Consider the following 17,643-nt stretch of genomic DNA (forward strand, 5'->3'; position numbering starts at 1 on the left):
CAAAAGCGCAAGCACTTTCCTGTTACCGCTCGACTTGCATGTGTTAGGCCTGCCGCCAGCGTTCAATCTGAGCCATGATCAAACTCTTCAATTCAAAGCTTGATGCTCAAAAAATCCTACCGTTAGTTCGTAATGAATTAACTGTTGTTCACTCTTCAAGACTTTAAAACGTATTTTTTTGTGATACGGTCTTGTGAGTGCCCACACAGATTGTCTGATTAATTGTTAAAGAGCAGGCTGAAATAAAACGTGATATTCTCGTTCAGCCGGGCTGCGTATACTACGCTTTTCGCCCGCAGAGTCAAGCGCTTATTAGCTTTTTCTCTGCCCGACCTCACAATGTTTATCAGCGTTGTGTCGGTCAGTGGTGGCGCATTATAGGGCGTTCTTTGGCGCTGGCAAGCGTTTATTTGCAAAAATAATTCATCCGAACACCAATTAAGCAAAAACAGTGCTAAATTGCGATTTAATGCGCAAAATGATAAAAAAAGAGGCAGTTTCCTGCCCCTCATTTCTCGTTAACTTTACTCTCTCATTAAAATATACAGTTATTGCTTTGCGACGATATGGCTATTTTCCACATCCAGAGTAACTAGTTTTCCTGGCAATAGTTGGCCGGAAAGTATCTTTTGAGCTAATGGATTTTCGATTTCCTGCTGGATAGCTCGCTTCAATGGCCGTGCACCGTAAACAGGATCGAACCCGACTTCTGCCAACATTTCCAACGCTTGCTGAGTAATCGTCACCTGATAACCACGTTCTTCTAGACGTTTGTACAAACGTTGCAATTGGATATCTGCAATCGCTGATAAATGTCGACGCCCTAATGGGTGGAACACAACAGCTTCATCAATACGGTTAATAAATTCAGGTCTGAAATTATGGCTAACAATTCCCATCACTATATCTTTCATTTCATCATAATTTAGACTACCAAAACGCTCTTGGATCATGTCCGACCCGAGATTAGAAGTCATGATTACAACCGTGTTACGGAAATCGACAGTACGACCTTGCCCATCAGTCAATCGACCATCATCCAGCACCTGCAATAAGATATTGAATACATCTGGGTGCGCTTTTTCCACTTCATCAAGCAAAATAACGGAATAAGGTCGACGACGAACAGCTTCTGTTAGATAACCACCTTCTTCATAACCAACATATCCCGGCGGTGCTCCTACTAACCGTGATACGGTATGTTTTTCCATAAATTCAGACATATCGATACGCACCATTGCATCATCGCTGTCAAACAGGAAATTTGCTAACGCCTTGCACAACTCAGTTTTACCAACACCAGTTGGACCAAGGAACAAGAATGAGCCAATCGGACGGTTTGGATCAGCTAATCCAGCACGACTACGGCGAATCGCATTAGATATTGCATCGACTGCCTCATCCTGACCAATAACACGTTTATGCAGCTCTTGCTCCATGCGCAACAGTTTATCTTTTTCACTCTCAAGCATTCTGGCAACAGGAATACCCGTCCAACGAGCAAGAATTTCTGCAATTTCTGCATCGGTAACTTTGTTACGAAGCAGTTTCATATGCTTACCTTCAGCTTGTGTGGCTGCGGCAAGTTGTTTTTCCAATCCAGGTATTTTTCCATACTGAATTTCAGACATCTTCGCTAAATCACCACTGCGGCGTGCCTGTTCTAAACTGATACGGGCATTTTCCAATTCCGCTTTTATGTGCTGAGTACCCGTAAGTACTGCTTTTTCAGCTTTCCATTCTTCTTCTAGTTCAGAATATTCGCGTTCTTTTACGAGCAGCTCTTCATTAAGCATTTCAAGCCGTTTTTTACTGGCATCATCAGACTCTTTTTTCAGCGCCTGCTGTTCCAACTTCAATTGGATAACCCGACGTTCCAGACGGTCCAGCGCTTCCGGTTTTGAATCCATTTGCATACGTAAACTGGCACCCGATTCATCGATCAAGTCGATAGCTTTATCTGGCAACATGCGGTCTGAGATATAACGATGAGATAATGTTGCTGCCGCGACAATTGCAGGGTCGGTAATTTGTACATGATGATGTAACTCATAACGTTCTTTCAGACCGCGCAAAATAGCGATAGTGTCTTCTACGGAAGGTTCTGCAACATAGACTTTTTGGAAACGGCGTTCCAGCGCTGCATCTTTCTCAATATATTGACGATATTCATCCAGTGTTGTTGCACCAACACAGTGAAGTTCACCACGGGCCAAGGCTGGTTTTAACATGTTACCAGCATCCATTGCCCCATCAGCCTTACCTGCACCAACCATAGTATGCAATTCGTCAATAAACAGAATGACATTGCCTTCCTGTTTAGCAAGGTCGTTCAACACACCTTTCAAACGCTCTTCAAATTCACCACGATATTTAGCCCCTGCTAACAGCGCTCCCATATCCAAGGAAAGAACTCGCTTATTTTTAAGCCCCTCAGGAACTTCACCATTAATGATCCGTTGAGCAAGCCCTTCCACAATGGCTGTTTTACCAACCCCAGGTTCACCAATTAAGACCGGGTTATTTTTAGTACGGCGTTGTAATACCTGAATGGTGCGGCGAATTTCTTCATCACGGCCAATTACCGGATCAAGTTTGCCTTGTTCAGCATGTTCAGTCAGATCAATAGTGTATTTTTTCAGGGCCTGGCGTTGATCTTCCGCTCCCTGATCATCAACTTTTTCACCACCACGCATTTGTTCTATTGCCTTAGTGATTTTTTCTTTTGTTGCGCCAACAGCTTTCAATATGTCACTTAATGTGCCACGTTCTTCCAATGCTGCCAGAACAAATAATTCAGAGGAGATAAAATTATCCCCGGCTTTTTGTGCTAGTTTGTCACACAGATTTAAATGACGAACTAAGTCATTGGATGGTTGTACATCACCACCAATACCCTGTACTCGCGGCAAACGTTCTAAAGCCAGCTCAAGCTGATTGCTGAAACGGCCTGCATCGATTCCAATTGACATTAATAATGGGCGAATAGAGCCACCCTCTTGTTTTAACAGTGAACTCATTAAGTGAATTGGTTCGATGAACTGATTATCATGCCCAAGTGCAAAGGACTGGGCGTCAGCGAGAGCAAGCTGGAATTTATTAGTAAGACGATCCAGACGCATAACACCTCCAATACTATTCAGAATGTTGCTACTGGAGATTAAATGAGGCCATTCCTCAAATATTCAAGGTTATTCTGAAAAGCAAATTGTGAGATATTCTCTTATGCGCCAATGGATCGCCCTACGGGATAGGTTATATCAGCCAGATTAAAGTTGCCATACGTCCGGTGATCCCATCACGACGATAAGAGAAAAATTTCTCTTTATTACTGACAGTACATTCATCCCCGCCAAAAATCGCTTTCACACCAACAGATTGCAATTTTAACTTTGCCAACAAATAGATATCCGCTAAATACTTTTCGCCAAAAGGTATAAAAGCTCGACTCAAATCAGAATGCTGAATTGTGAATGCTTCCAAAACCTCATTACCAACTTCAAATTTTTTTGCACCAATTGCCGGCCCTAACCAAGCTTGGATCTGATTAGGTTTAGCTTTAAATTGAGCGATCGTGTTTTCCAGTACGCCGGCGCACAAACCTCGCCACCCCGCATGGGCAACCGCAACCTCATCACCCGCAGAACTGCAAAATAGTACAGGCAGGCAATCTGCTGTCATCACAGCACAAACCTGCCCAGGAATATTGGTATAAACAACATCAGCTCTATTATCTTCCAGTGGCTGACCATTGAGTCTCACAACACGCGTACCATGAACCTGTTCTAACCAGACTGGTTGCTGAGGCAGTTCTGCCATTTTCGCTAAAATATGCCTGTTTTGTTCAACAACATCAGGTTTATCACCAACATGCTTACCCAGATTCAGGCTATCGTAAGGTGATAAGCTTATTCCCCCTAAACGGGTAGAACTACAGGCTTTTACTGTCGTGGGTTGTTGCCAGTTTGGAAAAATAAGCGCCGTCATTTACCAATCCATTTCGTCTTTAAACGCTTCTGCATCTGCTTTTAATGCCTTAATCAGCATCACCATATCTTCAGGTAATTCAGCGTGCCATTCCATTTCAATGCCGGTTATCGGATGATAAAGACGCAGCATCGTGGCGTGCAATGCCTGACGATCAAAGTTACGCATTACCTCGCGGAACTCATCAGAAGCCCCTTTCAAAGGACGAGGACGACCACCATACAAAGGATCGCCCACCAATGGGTGACTAATATGGGCCATGTGAACACGTATCTGGTGTGTTCTGCCGGTTTCCAGTCTCAGGCGTAGACGAGTATGTGCCCTAAAATGTTCCATTACTCGATAATGGGTAATAGCCGGTTTGCCCATTGGATGCACTGCCATATGTGTTCGTTTTGTTGGATGACGAGAAATTGGCTCTTCAACAATTCCACCCGCCGTCATACAACCTGTCGCTACCGCTTCATATTCACGGGTAATTTCGCGTAGTTGGAGTGATTCGACTAAACGTGTTTGAGCGGGAACCGTTTTAGCAATGACCATCAGCCCTGTCGTATCTTTATCAAGACGGTGAACAATGCCTGCCCGAGGAACATCGGCAATTTCAGGATAATGATATAACAGTGCATTCAATACCGTACCATCTGGGTTTCCTGCTCCTGGATGGACGACCAAATCACGCGATTTGTTTATGACTAGAATGTCATCATCTTCATAGACAATATTTAACGCAATATCCTGAGGTTCCCAACGCGCATCTTCTTCAATGATGGCATCAATTGCAATTTCTTCACCTCCCAGTACTTTTTCTTTTGGCTTATTGATTAATTTGCCATTAACCTGAACTCTGTCATCCAAGATCCAATCTTTTATACGTGATCTTGAATAATCAGGGAACAATTCAGCCAAAGCCTGATCTAAACGTTGACCGAGCTGAGATTCGGCGACTGTTGTATTAAGTCGTATTTGTTGTGCCATATATTGTTTCTACACTTACGTTGAGTTTTGACGGCAGAGCCGTTTAATTTAATATAGTGTGCTATTGTAACTCGATCTTTTGCCGGGAGCTTCATGGATAGTCTCCCAGAAAAACACTCAGAGGATAATCAACACGTGATGATACGCATGAAATATCTGGTGGCGGCAGCCACATTGAGCCTGGTACTTTCCGGGTGCTCTGGTAATAAAAATGCTGTCCCCGACAGCCCACCTGCGGAAATTTACTCTAAGGGTCAGGAAAAGCTGCAAAAAGGTAGCTATTCCGATGCGATCAAGCAATTGGAAACCCTCGATAATCGCTATCCATTTGGCCCCTATTCGCAGCAAGTACAACTCGATCTGATTTATGCTTATTATAAATCCTCTGATTTGCCAATGGCTCTCGCTTCTATTGACCGTTTTATACGCCTGAACCCAACTCACCCCAACATTGATTACGTTCTGTATATGCGTGGATTAACTTCACAAGCATTGGATAACAGTCTATTGCAAAGTTTCTTCGGCATTGACCGCTCAGATCGTGATCCTGAACACGCCAGGGTAGCATTCAAGGATTTTAGTCAATTAGTACGCTATCATCCTAACAGCCTGTATACTGCCGATGCTATTAAGCGTTTAATGTTTATCAGAGAGCGCCTGGCAAAATATGAACTTTCTGTTGTGGAATATTATAACAAACGTGGAGCTTATGTCGCGGTGGTAAATCGAATTGAACAAATGTTACGTGATTACCCTGATACACAGTCAACTCTCGAAGCGCTGCCTTACATGAAAAAAGCTTATACACGTTTGGGTTTAACAGCCCAGGCAGATAAAGTAGCAAAACTCATTGCTGCTAATCCGGTATAAAAAAGCAGATGATAAAACAGCGGTGGGTACCGCTGTTTTATTTTTACATATGAGATCTAAAAAAGACTACTTATCAGCAGAGTTGAGAAAGACTCAACTTGTCAATAGTGTCCCATTAGCTTCAATCCTGCAATAGATATTCTTCATATTTTTACCACTAATCACAATTACTTCAACTAGTTGCCTCATATCTGGTTAAATGGTGATTTAGATCACCTTTTTCATGAAAAAGAAATGTATGCTGAAATTATTGAAGGTGGATAATCAATAATGAGAGGTAACTATATGATAGTAAATATTACCAGCAAACAAATGGAGATTACCCCGGCAATTCGCAACCACGTAGAAAAACGTCTAAGTAAACTCAATAAATGGCAAGTAAATCTGATAAATCCTCATATTATTCTATCAAAAGGGCCTCAAATTTTTAGGGCTGATGCAACCATAAGTATACCAAATGGTATGCTAGTTGCCGGTGCAAAACATGAAGATATGTATATTGCTATCAATGAATTATTAACAAAACTAGAGCGCCAATTGAATAAAGTACAGCATAAGGGAGAAGCACGCCGTACTGACAACAGTGTTAAAGAATCAAACCTTAACCTAGAAACAGAATTAGAATTAGAAACAGAACCAGAAATATCACAATAAAATAACAATGACTTGCCTGTGACGCGTCCAATTTGGACGCGTTTTTTGTTGACAGAAACAACGACATAAGGTTAATTAACAAAAACCACCGTAACCCTTGTCCAATGCGGACGGCTGCCGATGAAATGGCAAGCAAATGGGAAGCTTCGCCCAATTGGGCAAAGAGCAGTCACCCAAACTATGAATATGAGAATATGATGAATATAAGCCTGTTTTTCTTTTCTTTCTTTTTTACCTTCCCTTGAGGGAGGCTTTCGTCGTTGAAAAAATAACGAGAAGACGAACAGCAAGCCTCCCCATCGGGAGGCTTTTTTCTATCTATTGCAAACCTATTATACCCTATGGATTTCAAGATGCATCGCGACGGCAAGGGAGTGAATCCCCGGGAGCATAGAAAACTATGTGACCGGGGTGAGCGAGTGCAGCCAACAAAGAGGCAGCTTGAAAGATAACGGGTATATTATCAGAATGTGAATAACCCATTAGGAACCCATTTATGGATCAAAATAATTTGCTGAAAATACGAGAAAAAGTTAGCGAACTTGATTTAAAGTTACTGATTCTATTAGCAGAACGTCGCCAATTAGCTTTTGATATTGCCCAAACTAAGTTACAGGATAATCGCCCTATTAGAGACAAGGATCGCGAACGAGAACTACTGGATGTTCTGATTAAAAAAGGAAAAAACCACGGGCTTGATGGCTTTTATATTTCTCGTCTCTTTCAGATGATCATTGAAGATTCCGTACTCACTCAACAGGCATTATTGCAGCAACACCTAAATCAAACACCCCAAGATTCAGCGCGTATTGCATTCCTCGGTCCTAGAGGTTCCTACTCTCATATCGCAGCCCGCCAATATGCCGCACGCCATTTCAATCAATTAATTGAATGTAGCTGCCATAAGTTCCAAGATATCTTCTCCCTGGTTGAAACAGGCCAAGCGGATTACGGAATGTTACCTATTGAAAATACCAGCTCTGGTTCCATCAATGATGTTTATGACTTGTTGCAACATACCAATTTGTCAATTGTGGGAGAAATAACCATTCCTATTGACCATTGCCTACTCGTTGCAAAAGACACAACGCTATCAGAGATCAAAACGGTTTACAGTCACCCTCAACCATTCCAACAATGTAGCCAATATATTAATCAATTCCCACATTGGAAAATTAAATATTGCGAAAGCACTGCCGCAGCAATGCAAGAAGTCGCCGAACAGAATTCACCAGAAATTGCAGCCTTAGGGAGTGAAGCGGGCGGTGCACTTTATCAGTTACAGGTTCTGGAACAGAATCTCGCAAATCAATCACATAATATTACTCGTTTCATTATTGTTGCCCGTCAACCTATTGAAGTTGCAGAACAAGTACCGGCTAAAACGACATTTATTATGGCAACCGGACAGCAGGCAGGCGCACTGGTAGATGCGCTAATGGCGCTGAAAAAACATAATATTATTATGAGTAAACTGGAATCCCGGCCGATCAACGGAAATCCGTGGGAAGAGATGTTTTATATTGATGTCCAAGCTAATATTCGTTCAATCAATATGCAACACGTCCTGAAAGCATTGGCGAAAATCACTCATTCATTAAAGGTATTGGGATGTTACCCAACAGAAAGCGTGGTACCGGTTAACCCTTCCTGATTAAAAAGAACCGGGTATTAAAATATCCGGTTCAGATTATTGGCTTTTAATATTTTGTATTACCCATGAGAAAACTTTTACTGCCTTTAACCTTTTGGTTTAAGGCTCTTTATTTATTCCGTAAATCCTGACTTGTTCAGGTTAAATAATATGGATTATCGCTTTTCGTGCCATCTGAAAACAAGGGATTAAAAAATTTTCACTTATTCACATAAGATTATACCTTATGGATTTCAAGATGCATCGCGGCGGCAAGGGAGCGAATCCCCGGGAGCATAGATAACTATGTGACCGGGGTGAGTGAGTGCAGCCAACAAAGAGGCAACTTGAAAGATGACGGGTATAAATACGTTTTATCTGAATGTGATAAAACCGGCGTTAATAAAAACCACGTTTTATCTGTCACCACGGTTTTAAAACTTGGGAAAAAACCGCAAGCATATCACGAAAAAGAAGGCAAAAGCTTTAATCATTAAAGGTAAAACATAAATGATTAAAGCTTTTTTAAAGCAAGTAAAAAATTCGGTGTTATACTGACGCAGGAAGAGAAAACATCAGAAAAGATAGATTTTAAACTTATTAACAAGGTGACAAAATGACAACATTAACCACAGAAAAAGAATATGATATTGTATCAGGATATTTATCAAGAATAAGCATATTAAGAAGGTTTGCTCAAACAAAAGATGTTGAATGGCTAGAAGAGGCTTACAAAACATTAGAGGTAGTCGTTCAAGAAAGCAAAGAAACCTTCAGATTAATGAGTTTAGAAGCGGAACAAAAAGAACAAAAACGTTTAGAAATATTAAGAATGATTGAAGAAATCGGCCTTAATCCTAATACTATTAACATACCTATTACCTTCTCTGATTTTAAACCTAAAAAATCAAATGCAGGAAAAGGAAAGACGAGAAAACCTAAGTATCAGTTTAATGACAATGGAGAAATTAAATACTGGTCAGGAAACGGGAAAAAACCATCAGGTTTACAAAAATTACTCAATGAAGGCCATTCATTAAATGAATTTTTAATTCAAAAATAAAAAACTTCGGAATAAAAATAGCCTCACAGATTTATTATCTGTTTAATACTATTTACTTTTCTTTTTTGCTTGCATTTGCTTTTTTAGGCGATCGCAAGCGCCTTTTTATGGGTGATTAACTCGGTTATTAATCAAAAAAGTATAAAAAAACAGGTACCCATTAATGCCAAATTTTTAAAAGGTGAAGGGCATCTAAAAACAACCTACTTCCCGCCATATTTAATTTATTCATCAGCCTGCCATAACCATTTAAAAACACGAATACAGAAAGATTAATGCTTTTGTATAAAAGACTGATTTAACTCAATCAATGCAACTTTTCAGTAAGATAGTTAATTTTATTGAATCTAAATTCATCAACTATTAACAAAGAGTTGAAAAGAGATCAGCACATAGAAGAATATTATTAGAATGAGTTACTATTCAGGTATTTTCTCACCGTTACTTTACGAAGCAAGTTATAAAAACAATGCAATAAAAAAGGGTAAAAACACGGTTAAAACCTTATACTGATTAAACTAAAAAACTAAAACCATGACTTTTAATAACAACTTAAAAACTGCCCATCATAAAACCATTAGTGAAAAAATAAGAAATAAAAATCGGTTTTGTTAATGCTTACGCATAACGGAAAAAAAGATAAATAAAAATATGAATAAGTTTATCCGTTTACCAGAAAATATACCTCCAAAAAGAAACCATCTTTAATAACGTTTTCAACCGGAGAATAACCTTTTTCTAAACCAGTTAAATAATCCGATGATAAAAAAATCCGCGTAACAAAACCCGAAAATAAATAATTTAACCAAATAATCACTCAGTTATTTTCGACGTTATTATATTGCACATTTACCATGTAAAGCTGCGATACCTTAAATACGCCAGTTTAAACTTGATTTACACGATTTTAATCCGCCCAATAGCATTGTTTTCTACGGTTTAAGTTAAACTATTCCTCTATTTTATGTCTTTAATGTGATTAATCTGCAAAGCCTTTCATCCTCATTAATACAATTAAACTTGTCAGCAAATTGAATCGGGTATTGTCATATCCGGTTCTTTTTATACCCGTTATCTTTCAAAGTTGCCTCTTTGTTGACTGCACTCGCTTCCCCCGGTCACATAGTTCGCTATGCTCCCGGGGATTCTCTCCCTTGCCGTCGCGATCCATCTTGAAAATCCATAAGGTATAGTTATTGGCGACTATCATTCGCTTGTTGAAGCAATACCCTGCTCTCTCTCATAAAATGAGGTGCATAATCACCAAACCATTCACTAACATCTTCAAAACTGCTGACAAAAGCCCGTTTGTCTTGGTTTTCCAATATCTCTAGCGCTTGCCCAAAACTTTGATGATAACGGCGTATAAGATCAATATTCTCTGGTGATGACATAATAATATCCGCGTAGAGCTGAGGATCTTGGGCAAATAAGCGCCCGACCATGATCAGTTCCAAACGGTAAATAGGTGAAGATATTGATAACAGTTGTTGTAAATCCGCACCTTCCTGTGCGAGATGTTGCCCATAAGCAAATGTCGTGAAATGACGCAACGCCTGAATAAAGCTCATGTTTTTATCATGCTGTTCCGGGCTCATCTGATGCAAGCAAGCCCCCCAAATCAACAACTGTTCTAAAAACCATTGATAAGCTTCTTCTTGACGTCCGTCACAGTAAACAACAACTTGTTTTACCAAACTACCAACATCCGGCCCAAACATAGGATGTAATCCCAACACTGGACCTTTATGCACATCAAGCATAGCTTGTAATGGCTGCCGTTTAACGGACGCCAAGTCCACCAAAATGCAATGGTCAGGTAATGGCGGTAAACGGCGAATAACCTCTTCTGTCAAATGAATCGGTACACTGATAATCACCATACCCACTCCCGCCAGAATTTGTTCCGCGTTAGGCCAATCTTGCGGTTCCAAATTTCTGACTTCATAACCAGACAAAGTTAATAAACGGCCAAATAGTTTCCCCATTTTACCCAAGCCACCAACAATGACTATCGGCCCCAATTGAGGGCAAAGTGTTTTAAACCCTTTGTTATTTTCACTGGTGTAGGACTCCCGCATAATACGGCGCAGAATATCTTCAATTAAATCCGGTGGAACACCAAACTCTTCAGCCTCCTGCCGACGTGAAGCAAGCATCGCCATTTCTCTGTCAGGTGCATAAATTGACAATCCATTCTGACTTTTTACCTCACCAATCTCTGCAACCAATTCCAGACGCTTTGCCAGTAAGCCCAGCAAAGCTTTATCCACTTCATCAATTTTATCCCGCAATTGAGATAATTCAGCCGCCATATTTATTATCCCGCTTTTTTCAATACTGCCATTCTTTGCAACAATTGCATGCTAATTTGCTGATGTAATTTTCTTAGAATTGCCTCTGTCGTCTGCCAACTAATACACGCGTCAGTCACTGATACACCATATTTCATTTCACTACGCGGTTGCTCAGAAGATTGGTTGCCCTCATTAATATGGCTCTCCAACATAATGCCAGTAATAGATTGATTACCTGAAATGATCTGATCTGCGACAGAATCTACAACCAAACTTTGCCGACGAAAATCCTTATTAGAGTTACCATGACTACAATCAATCATCAAGGATGGTAATAATCCAGATTGAACCATTTGCTGTTCACATTCCATGACATGTTGGGTGCTGTAATTAGGCGTCTTACCACCACGTAAGATAATATGCCCATTCGGGTTTCCTTGTGTTTGTAATAAACACACCTGCCCCGACTGATTTATTCCCACAAAACGGTGTGGCATAGCGGCTGCACACATCGCATTAATTGCAGTGTTCAAGCTACCATCAGTCCCATTTTTGAAACCAACAGGCATAGATAAACCTGAAGCCATTTCCCGGTGTGTCTGGGATTCTGTGGTTCTCGCACCAATTGCAGACCAACTGAATAAATCCCCTAAATATTGTGGACTATTCGGATCTAAAGCTTCTGTTGCAAGAGGCAATCCCATTTTAACTAAACTAAGTAGTAAACGGCGAGCAATATGCAGGCCAGCTTCCACATCAAATGAACCATCCATGTATGGATCATTAATAAGACCTTTCCAACCCACTGTTGTACGAGGCTTTTCAAAATAGACACGCATGACAATGTACAAGCTATCACTCAATTCAGCAGAAAGGGCGGCCAAACGGTGAGCATAATCCAGAGCCGCATCCACGTCATGAATAGAGCAAGGACCACACACTACCAGCAAACGGGGATCACGGAGCTGAATAATATCCGCAATTGTTTTACGTGCATTTGCAATAACATGCAGATCATCATCACTCAGTGGGTATTGTTGCTTTAATTCTTTTGGAGTGATAAGAATTTGCTCACCACTGATGTGAACGTTATTAAGTACATCTCTTTGCATGAACATGTCGATTTTCTCCTCAAATTATCATTCTGTACTTATTTGTTTTTATGCATTTGACTAATAACATATCACGCGTCGTAAAGAATACAATCCAAAAGTGTAAACAAAACCAAAACACTGTAAAATATTATTTACAATAAATGAAAAAGGCGTCAAGTTACCAAATAGCACCCATAAAATATTAAGCTATGCCCAACTCGCTTTTTCATTAATTTATTAAGAAAATAATAATATGACTACAGCTCACTGTAGAATAATTACTTAACACTTGTTATGAAAAGAATCTGTGCCATCAGATCATGATGTAGGTTATATTGAGATAAAAAATTTAGATCACGCTTTTAAATTCAATACACTAATACCAGCAGTCTGAGGCCGGGAAATCCGGCCTCTTTATTAAAATATCTGTTACAAAGCTTGCTGTAAAAAAGCAATTAATTCCTGATTAACTTTATAGGGTTGCTCCAATGTGGAAATATGCCCTGCATCCTGGATAATAATATGATCACAGTGCAATATTTCAGCCATCAAATAACCCTCCAGAGGCGGGCGGGGCGTATCTTGTTCGCCAGTCATAACAAGCGAGGGAATATCCAGTTTTTCCAACAAATGCATTCTATCTTCACGCCCAAATATTATTCTACCTAACGGAATAATACTATTACGCAATATTTCCGCAGGAATGGCTACCAGACGCTGAGTTAATTCATCAACCAAATGCTGAGCCGGTTGCTGGCTAAAGAAGGCTGGCACTATCTGCTGTTGCAAAATAGATTGAGGAATTGCACCAACCTGCTCTATCGCATCCAACATGGCAAAGTATTTTGTATGAGTCACTTCAGGTTCTAATCCGACAAAGGTATCCATCAAAACCAGTGCTTTAACTCTGTCCGGCGCCATAGCCACCAACTCAATTCCCCACATACCACCAGCAGATAAACCAATGATAGCGAATTCTTTAATACCAAGTTGATCCATCAACGCCAGGTAATCCCGAGCTAAATCAGCCAAAGTGCTATGTTGTTCCGGTAGCTCTCCCGAGTTTCCATGCCCCCAGAGATCAGGAGCAATCACCCGGTATTTTTTACTTAAGACCTCGATCTGAGGCTCCCACATAGTAGAATCAAACAAATAGCTATGCCCAAGTAATAACGGGAAACCTTCACCTTCATCTCGGTAAGCCATCGTTTTGTTATGTATTTGAAAAGTTTTCAAAACAAATCCTTATAATCAGTTAATCATGTTTAAAATTATTCTAAAAACCCGCCCGTATTCAGCCTGACTTTTCATTACAATAATTAAAAATACAGGAGAGCCAAAACCAAATTGATGACCACGTCCGCAAAATGCGGTTTTAAGTTGAGGATAAAAAAAGAGGCCAGCAATGGCTGACCTCTTTAATGATAACTTTCGGATGTAACGAAAGCGTATTATTTACTGTTCAGACGCTCTTTAATACGAGCAGCTTTACCAGAACGCTCACGCAGATAGTACAATTTAGCTCTACGAACAGCACCACGACGTTTAACGCTAATGCTGTCTACGACTGGGGAGTGAGTCTGGAATACACGCTCAACACCTTCGCCGTTAGAAACTTTGCGAACAGTGAATGCAGAGTGCAGACCGCGGTTACGGATAGCGATAACCACGCCCTCGAATGCCTGCAGACGTTTCTTAGCACCTTCTACGACCCATACCTTAACTTCCACGGTGTCACCCGGACGGAATGAAGGTACGTCCTGCTTCATCTGCTCTTGTTCAAGTTGTTTAATAATGTTGCTCATAATAATTCTCTTACCCTAGGTAAACTGATATATCAGAGACATTCCCTTCGGGGATATGTCTGGATTAATTAGTTGCTTCAGTTAGATGTTCCCGTTGGAACTCTGTTAGCAATATCCTTTGCTCGTCAGTCAGAGCTAGGTTTTCCAGAAGTTCAGGTCTTCTAAGCCAGGTCCGGCCAAGCGATTGTTTCATCCGCCAGCGATTAATTTCAGCATGATTTCCAGACAGCAACACTGGTGGAACTTCCATACCATCTAATACCTCCGGGCGAGTATAGTGCGGACAATCCAGCAATCCATCAGCAAAAGAGTCCTCCTCCGCTGATGCCTGATGCCCCAGAACGCCCGGAATGAACCGAGAAACTGAGTCAATCATCGTCATTGCAGGGATTTCACCACCGCTGAGCACGTAATCACCAATAGACCACTCTTCGTCAATCTCGGTTTGGATCACTCGCTCATCTATCCCTTCATAGCGGCCACAAATCAAAATCAGTTTTTCATTTGTTGCCAGCTCACAAACCCCTTGTTGGTTGAGTTTGCGTCCCTGAGGTGAAAGATAAATCACTTTTGCACCTTCGCCTGCCGCAGTTTTTGCTGCATGAATGGCTTCCCGTAAAGGCTGAACCATCATCAACATGCCTGGACCACCGCCATAAGGTCGATCGTCAACGGTACGATGCCGGTCATAGGTAAAATCCCGTGGATTCCAGCATTCAATACTTAACAGGCCATTTTTCACTGCCCGGCCAGTTACCCCATAATCGGTTATTGCGCGGAACATTTCAGGAAACAGGCTAATAACCCCAATCCACATTATCGCGTCCCACTCATTTCAACCGCTTATAACCGGAGTTTAAAAACCAGGATCCCAATCTACTTCAATGGTTTTAGTAGCGAGATCGACTTTCTTGATAACCTGCCCATCAAGAAACGGAATTAGCCGTTCCTTGATACCGAATGCATCTTTCAGGTTTGCTTTAATTACCATTACGTCGTTAGAACCGGTTTCCATCATGTCATTGACAGTCCCCAAGTTATAACCTGCTGTGCTGATTACCTGGCAGCCTATTAAGTCTTTCCAGTAGTAATCACCCGTATCCAGCTCTGGCAGTTGTTCTGAATCTACAATAATTTCGCAATTAGTCAGTAAATTCGCAGCATCCAGATCATCAATACCTTTAATTTTGATGATCATATCCTGATTGTGGTGTTTCCAGGTTTCTAGTTCGATGTGTTGCCACCGGCCTGCCCGTTGAATAAACCACGGTTGATACGCAAAAATGTCTTCGGCATGTTCGGTGGAAGAAAAAACTCTGAGCCAACCACGAATACCATAAGTTGAACCTAATTTTCCCAATACAATTGGGTTTACAGGCGGTTCAAAACAGGTTTGCTTGCTCATAGTTACCACCGCGACAGATTAAGCTGCTTTTTTAGCGTCTTTGATCAGTGTAGAAACACGATCAGACACAGTTGCACCCAGACCAATCCAATGTTCAATACGGTCCAGATCTAAACGCAATACTTCTGCTTTCCCTGTTGCAATAGGGTTGAAGAAGCCAACGCGCTCGATAAAGCGACCATCACGCGGGCTGCGGCTATCGGTCACGACTACTTGGTAAAACGGACGCTTTTTGGCGCCGCCACGAGCTAAACGAATTGTTACCATAACATCCTCATTAGTTAACAAAACAACCAGACTTCATCGAGGAACGAAGTCCGGTTATCAGATAAAAAGCCCGAAAAGTTTACTCACTTTGGCGCAAAAAGCAATCCAAAGTGGATATTCTTCGAGACTTTATCGATTAACGGCCCATAAATCCGGGTGGCATCATGCCTTTCATGCCACGCATCATTTTTGCCAAGCCGCCTTTCTTCATTTTTTTCATCATGCGCTGCATTTCGTCGAATTGTTTAAGCAAGCGGTTAACATCTTGGACCTGAGTGCCAGAACCATTAGCAATACGACGTTTACGAGAACCTTTGATTATTTCTGGTTTTTGTCGCTCTTTACGCGTCATAGAATTGATAATAGCTTCCATTTTCACCAGAATTTTATCATCCATCTGGGATTTCACTGCATCTGGCACTTGAGACATCCCCGGCATTTTGCTTAACATGCTGGCCATTCCCCCCATGTTACGCATCTGCTTTAACTGATCTAGAAAATCATTTAAATCGAAGCCGTCACCTTTCTTCAGTTTAGAAGCCAGCTTTTCAGCCTGGGTGCGATCGACTTTACTTTCAATCTCTTCAATCAGGGACAGAACATCGCCCATTCCAAGGATTCGAGAGGCAATACGATCCGGATGGAATGGCTCCAACGCATCCGTTTTTTCACCAACACCCAGGAATTTAATCGGCTTCCCAGTAATATGACGAATAGATAGCGCTGCACCGCCACGGGCATCACCATCGACTTTCGTTAACACTATACCCGTCAGTGGCAATGCTTCATTGAAAGCTTTCGCGGTATTAGCCGCATCCTGCCCCGTCATTGCATCAACAACAAATAGGGTTTCTACTGGATTGATGGCTTTATGAACCTGTTTGATTTCATCCATCATTGCTTCGTCAACATGTAGACGACCCGCAGTATCCACCAAAAGCACATCATAGAATTTCAATTTGGCGTGCTGTACCGCTTGAGTCACGATATCAACGGGTTTTTCCTGAGCATCAGAAGGGTAGAAATCAATACCAACTGCCTGCGCCAAGGTTTCAAGCTGTTTGATAGCCGCTGGACGATAGACGTCAGCAGATACCACCAAAACTTTTTTCTTCTGTTTTCCTTTCAGAAAGCTACCTAGCTTGGCAACGCTGGTCGTTTTACCTGCACCTTGTAGACCCGCCATTAATACGACAGCAGGCGGCTGAGTAGAAAGATTCAGTTCACTGTTAACTTCCCCCATCGCCTTAACAAGTTCATTCTGAACAATTTTGACAAACTCTTGGCCGGGAGTCAGGCTTTTATTAACCTCGTGGCCTACCGCGCGCTCTTTAACACATGAAATAAAATCACGCACTACAGGTAATGCGACGTCAGCTTCAAGTAAAGCCATGCGAACTTCGCGCAGTGTCTCTTTAATATTATCTTCGGTCAGTCGCCCACGGCCACTGATATTGCGCAATGTGCGCGATAGTCTGTCGGTTAAATTATCAAACATTGTCTCTGCTCAATTTTTAAAAATGGGCTACCTGTAAGGCATATTCCGCAAATTATAACACGATGGAAAGGGATCTCTGCACAGAGATTCAC

Annotated in this window: 16 protein-coding genes, 1 rRNA gene and 1 other annotated feature; of the genes, 5 read left to right on the top strand and 12 right to left on the bottom strand. The window is 41.3% G+C overall.

What is annotated here, in order from left to right; all coding sequences use genetic code 11:
- From ACGF49_RS08630 to rluD, 4 genes are all read right to left on the bottom strand, one after another.
- Positions 1–94: ribosomal RNA gene (locus ACGF49_RS08630) — 16S ribosomal RNA — on the bottom strand; the annotation flags it as partial.
- Between the two features lie 454 nt (positions 95–548).
- Positions 549–3,122, bottom strand: a complete 2,574-nt coding sequence (gene clpB / locus ACGF49_RS08635; protein WP_271859003.1) for an ATP-dependent chaperone ClpB — start codon at positions 3,120–3,122, stop codon at positions 549–551.
- A 133-nt stretch (positions 3,123–3,255) separates the two neighbouring features.
- The gene (gene yfiH / locus ACGF49_RS08640; protein WP_113043903.1) at positions 3,256–3,987 is read right to left on the bottom strand and encodes a purine nucleoside phosphorylase YfiH; all 732 of its coding nucleotides are present in this window, start codon (positions 3,985–3,987) and stop codon (positions 3,256–3,258) included.
- Complete coding sequence (gene rluD, locus ACGF49_RS08645; protein WP_113043902.1) at positions 3,988–4,965, bottom strand: 23S rRNA pseudouridine(1911/1915/1917) synthase RluD; 978 nt, start codon at positions 4,963–4,965, stop codon at positions 3,988–3,990.
- Between the two features lie 138 nt (positions 4,966–5,103).
- Between rluD and bamD the strand changes: the two genes are divergently transcribed.
- The 5 genes from bamD to ACGF49_RS08670 all read left to right on the top strand — a co-directional run bounded on the left by bamD (position 5,104) and on the right by ACGF49_RS08670 (position 9,185).
- Positions 5,104–5,835 (top strand): outer membrane protein assembly factor BamD, encoded by a 732-nt coding sequence (bamD, locus tag ACGF49_RS08650; protein WP_113043910.1) that lies wholly within the window; start codon positions 5,104–5,106, stop codon positions 5,833–5,835.
- A 285-nt stretch (positions 5,836–6,120) separates the two neighbouring features.
- The gene (gene raiA, locus ACGF49_RS08655; protein WP_113043909.1) at positions 6,121–6,489 is read left to right on the top strand and encodes a ribosome-associated translation inhibitor RaiA; all 369 of its coding nucleotides are present in this window, start codon (positions 6,121–6,123) and stop codon (positions 6,487–6,489) included.
- 196 nt (positions 6,490–6,685) lie between these two features.
- Positions 6,686–6,805 (top strand) — a sequence feature (Phe leader region).
- 180 nt (positions 6,806–6,985) lie between these two features.
- Positions 6,986–8,143 carry a bifunctional chorismate mutase/prephenate dehydratase gene (pheA, locus tag ACGF49_RS08660; protein WP_113043901.1) on the top strand — a complete coding sequence of 386 codons (1,158 nt, stop codon included), beginning with the start codon at positions 6,986–6,988 and terminating at the stop codon, positions 8,141–8,143.
- Positions 8,144–8,430: 287 nt separating this feature from the next.
- Positions 8,431–8,619 carry a hypothetical protein gene (locus ACGF49_RS08665; protein ID WP_349010823.1) on the top strand — a complete coding sequence of 63 codons (189 nt, stop codon included), beginning with the start codon at positions 8,431–8,433 and terminating at the stop codon, positions 8,617–8,619.
- A gap of 119 nt (positions 8,620–8,738) precedes the next feature.
- Positions 8,739–9,185 (top strand): H-NS family nucleoid-associated regulatory protein, encoded by a 447-nt coding sequence (locus ACGF49_RS08670; RefSeq protein ID WP_113043900.1) that lies wholly within the window; start codon positions 8,739–8,741, stop codon positions 9,183–9,185.
- A gap of 1,193 nt (positions 9,186–10,378) precedes the next feature.
- On the opposite strand, the gene tyrA is transcribed toward ACGF49_RS08670, so the two are convergent.
- From tyrA to ffh, 8 genes are all read right to left on the bottom strand, one after another.
- Complete coding sequence (gene tyrA / locus ACGF49_RS08675) at positions 10,379–11,500, bottom strand: bifunctional chorismate mutase/prephenate dehydrogenase (protein WP_113043899.1); 1,122 nt, start codon at positions 11,498–11,500, stop codon at positions 10,379–10,381.
- Between the two features lie 5 nt (positions 11,501–11,505).
- The gene (locus ACGF49_RS08680; RefSeq protein WP_271859008.1) at positions 11,506–12,600 is read right to left on the bottom strand and encodes a 3-deoxy-7-phosphoheptulonate synthase; all 1,095 of its coding nucleotides are present in this window, start codon (positions 12,598–12,600) and stop codon (positions 11,506–11,508) included.
- Between the two features lie 405 nt (positions 12,601–13,005).
- Positions 13,006–13,812 carry an alpha/beta fold hydrolase gene (locus tag ACGF49_RS08685; protein ID WP_113043898.1) on the bottom strand — a complete coding sequence of 269 codons (807 nt, stop codon included), beginning with the start codon at positions 13,810–13,812 and terminating at the stop codon, positions 13,006–13,008.
- A 215-nt stretch (positions 13,813–14,027) separates the two neighbouring features.
- Positions 14,028–14,381, bottom strand: coding sequence for a 50S ribosomal protein L19 (rplS, locus tag ACGF49_RS08690; protein WP_112878363.1), 354 nt, complete (start codon positions 14,379–14,381; stop codon positions 14,028–14,030).
- A 64-nt stretch (positions 14,382–14,445) separates the two neighbouring features.
- Positions 14,446–15,198, bottom strand: a complete 753-nt coding sequence (gene trmD, locus ACGF49_RS08695; protein WP_011145583.1) for a tRNA (guanosine(37)-N1)-methyltransferase TrmD — start codon at positions 15,196–15,198, stop codon at positions 14,446–14,448.
- Positions 15,199–15,237: 39 nt separating this feature from the next.
- Positions 15,238–15,786 (bottom strand): ribosome maturation factor RimM, encoded by a 549-nt coding sequence (gene rimM / locus ACGF49_RS08700; protein WP_387490582.1) that lies wholly within the window; start codon positions 15,784–15,786, stop codon positions 15,238–15,240.
- An 18-nt stretch (positions 15,787–15,804) separates the two neighbouring features.
- Positions 15,805–16,053, bottom strand: a complete 249-nt coding sequence (rpsP, locus tag ACGF49_RS08705) for a 30S ribosomal protein S16 (protein ID WP_015835325.1) — start codon at positions 16,051–16,053, stop codon at positions 15,805–15,807.
- Positions 16,054–16,189: 136 nt separating this feature from the next.
- Entirely contained in the window at positions 16,190–17,551 is a 1,362-nt protein-coding gene (ffh, locus tag ACGF49_RS08710) for a signal recognition particle protein (RefSeq protein WP_113043897.1), read from the bottom strand.
- Between the last annotated feature and the right edge of the window lie 92 nt (positions 17,552–17,643).

This window comes from Photorhabdus sp. RM96S, assembly GCF_042879335.1.
Classification (GTDB): domain Bacteria; phylum Pseudomonadota; class Gammaproteobacteria; order Enterobacterales; family Enterobacteriaceae; genus Photorhabdus; species Photorhabdus kayaii.

Coding starts and splice junctions, on each gene's coding strand:
- clpB (WP_271859003.1), bottom strand. CDS start 3,122: ATGCGTCTGGATCGTCTTACTAATAAATTCCAGCTTGCTCTCGCTGAC.
- ACGF49_RS08680 (WP_271859008.1), bottom strand. CDS start 12,600: ATGTTCATGCAAAGAGATGTACTTAATAACGTTCACATCAGTGGTGAG.
- ACGF49_RS08670 (WP_113043900.1), top strand. CDS start 8,739: ATGACAACATTAACCACAGAAAAAGAATATGATATTGTATCAGGATAT.
- rplS (WP_112878363.1), bottom strand. CDS start 14,381: ATGAGCAACATTATTAAACAACTTGAACAAGAGCAGATGAAGCAGGAC.
- ffh (WP_113043897.1), bottom strand. CDS start 17,551: ATGTTTGATAATTTAACCGACAGACTATCGCGCACATTGCGCAATATC.
- raiA (WP_113043909.1), top strand. CDS start 6,121: ATGATAGTAAATATTACCAGCAAACAAATGGAGATTACCCCGGCAATT.
- bamD (WP_113043910.1), top strand. CDS start 5,104: ATGATACGCATGAAATATCTGGTGGCGGCAGCCACATTGAGCCTGGTA.
- yfiH (WP_113043903.1), bottom strand. CDS start 3,987: ATGACGGCGCTTATTTTTCCAAACTGGCAACAACCCACGACAGTAAAA.
- tyrA (WP_113043899.1), bottom strand. CDS start 11,500: ATGGCGGCTGAATTATCTCAATTGCGGGATAAAATTGATGAAGTGGAT.
- pheA (WP_113043901.1), top strand. CDS start 6,986: ATGGATCAAAATAATTTGCTGAAAATACGAGAAAAAGTTAGCGAACTT.
- rluD (WP_113043902.1), bottom strand. CDS start 4,965: ATGGCACAACAAATACGACTTAATACAACAGTCGCCGAATCTCAGCTC.
- rimM (WP_387490582.1), bottom strand. CDS start 15,786: ATGAGCAAGCAAACCTGTTTTGAACCGCCTGTAAACCCAATTGTATTG.
- rpsP (WP_015835325.1), bottom strand. CDS start 16,053: ATGGTAACAATTCGTTTAGCTCGTGGCGGCGCCAAAAAGCGTCCGTTT.
- trmD (WP_011145583.1), bottom strand. CDS start 15,198: ATGTGGATTGGGGTTATTAGCCTGTTTCCTGAAATGTTCCGCGCAATA.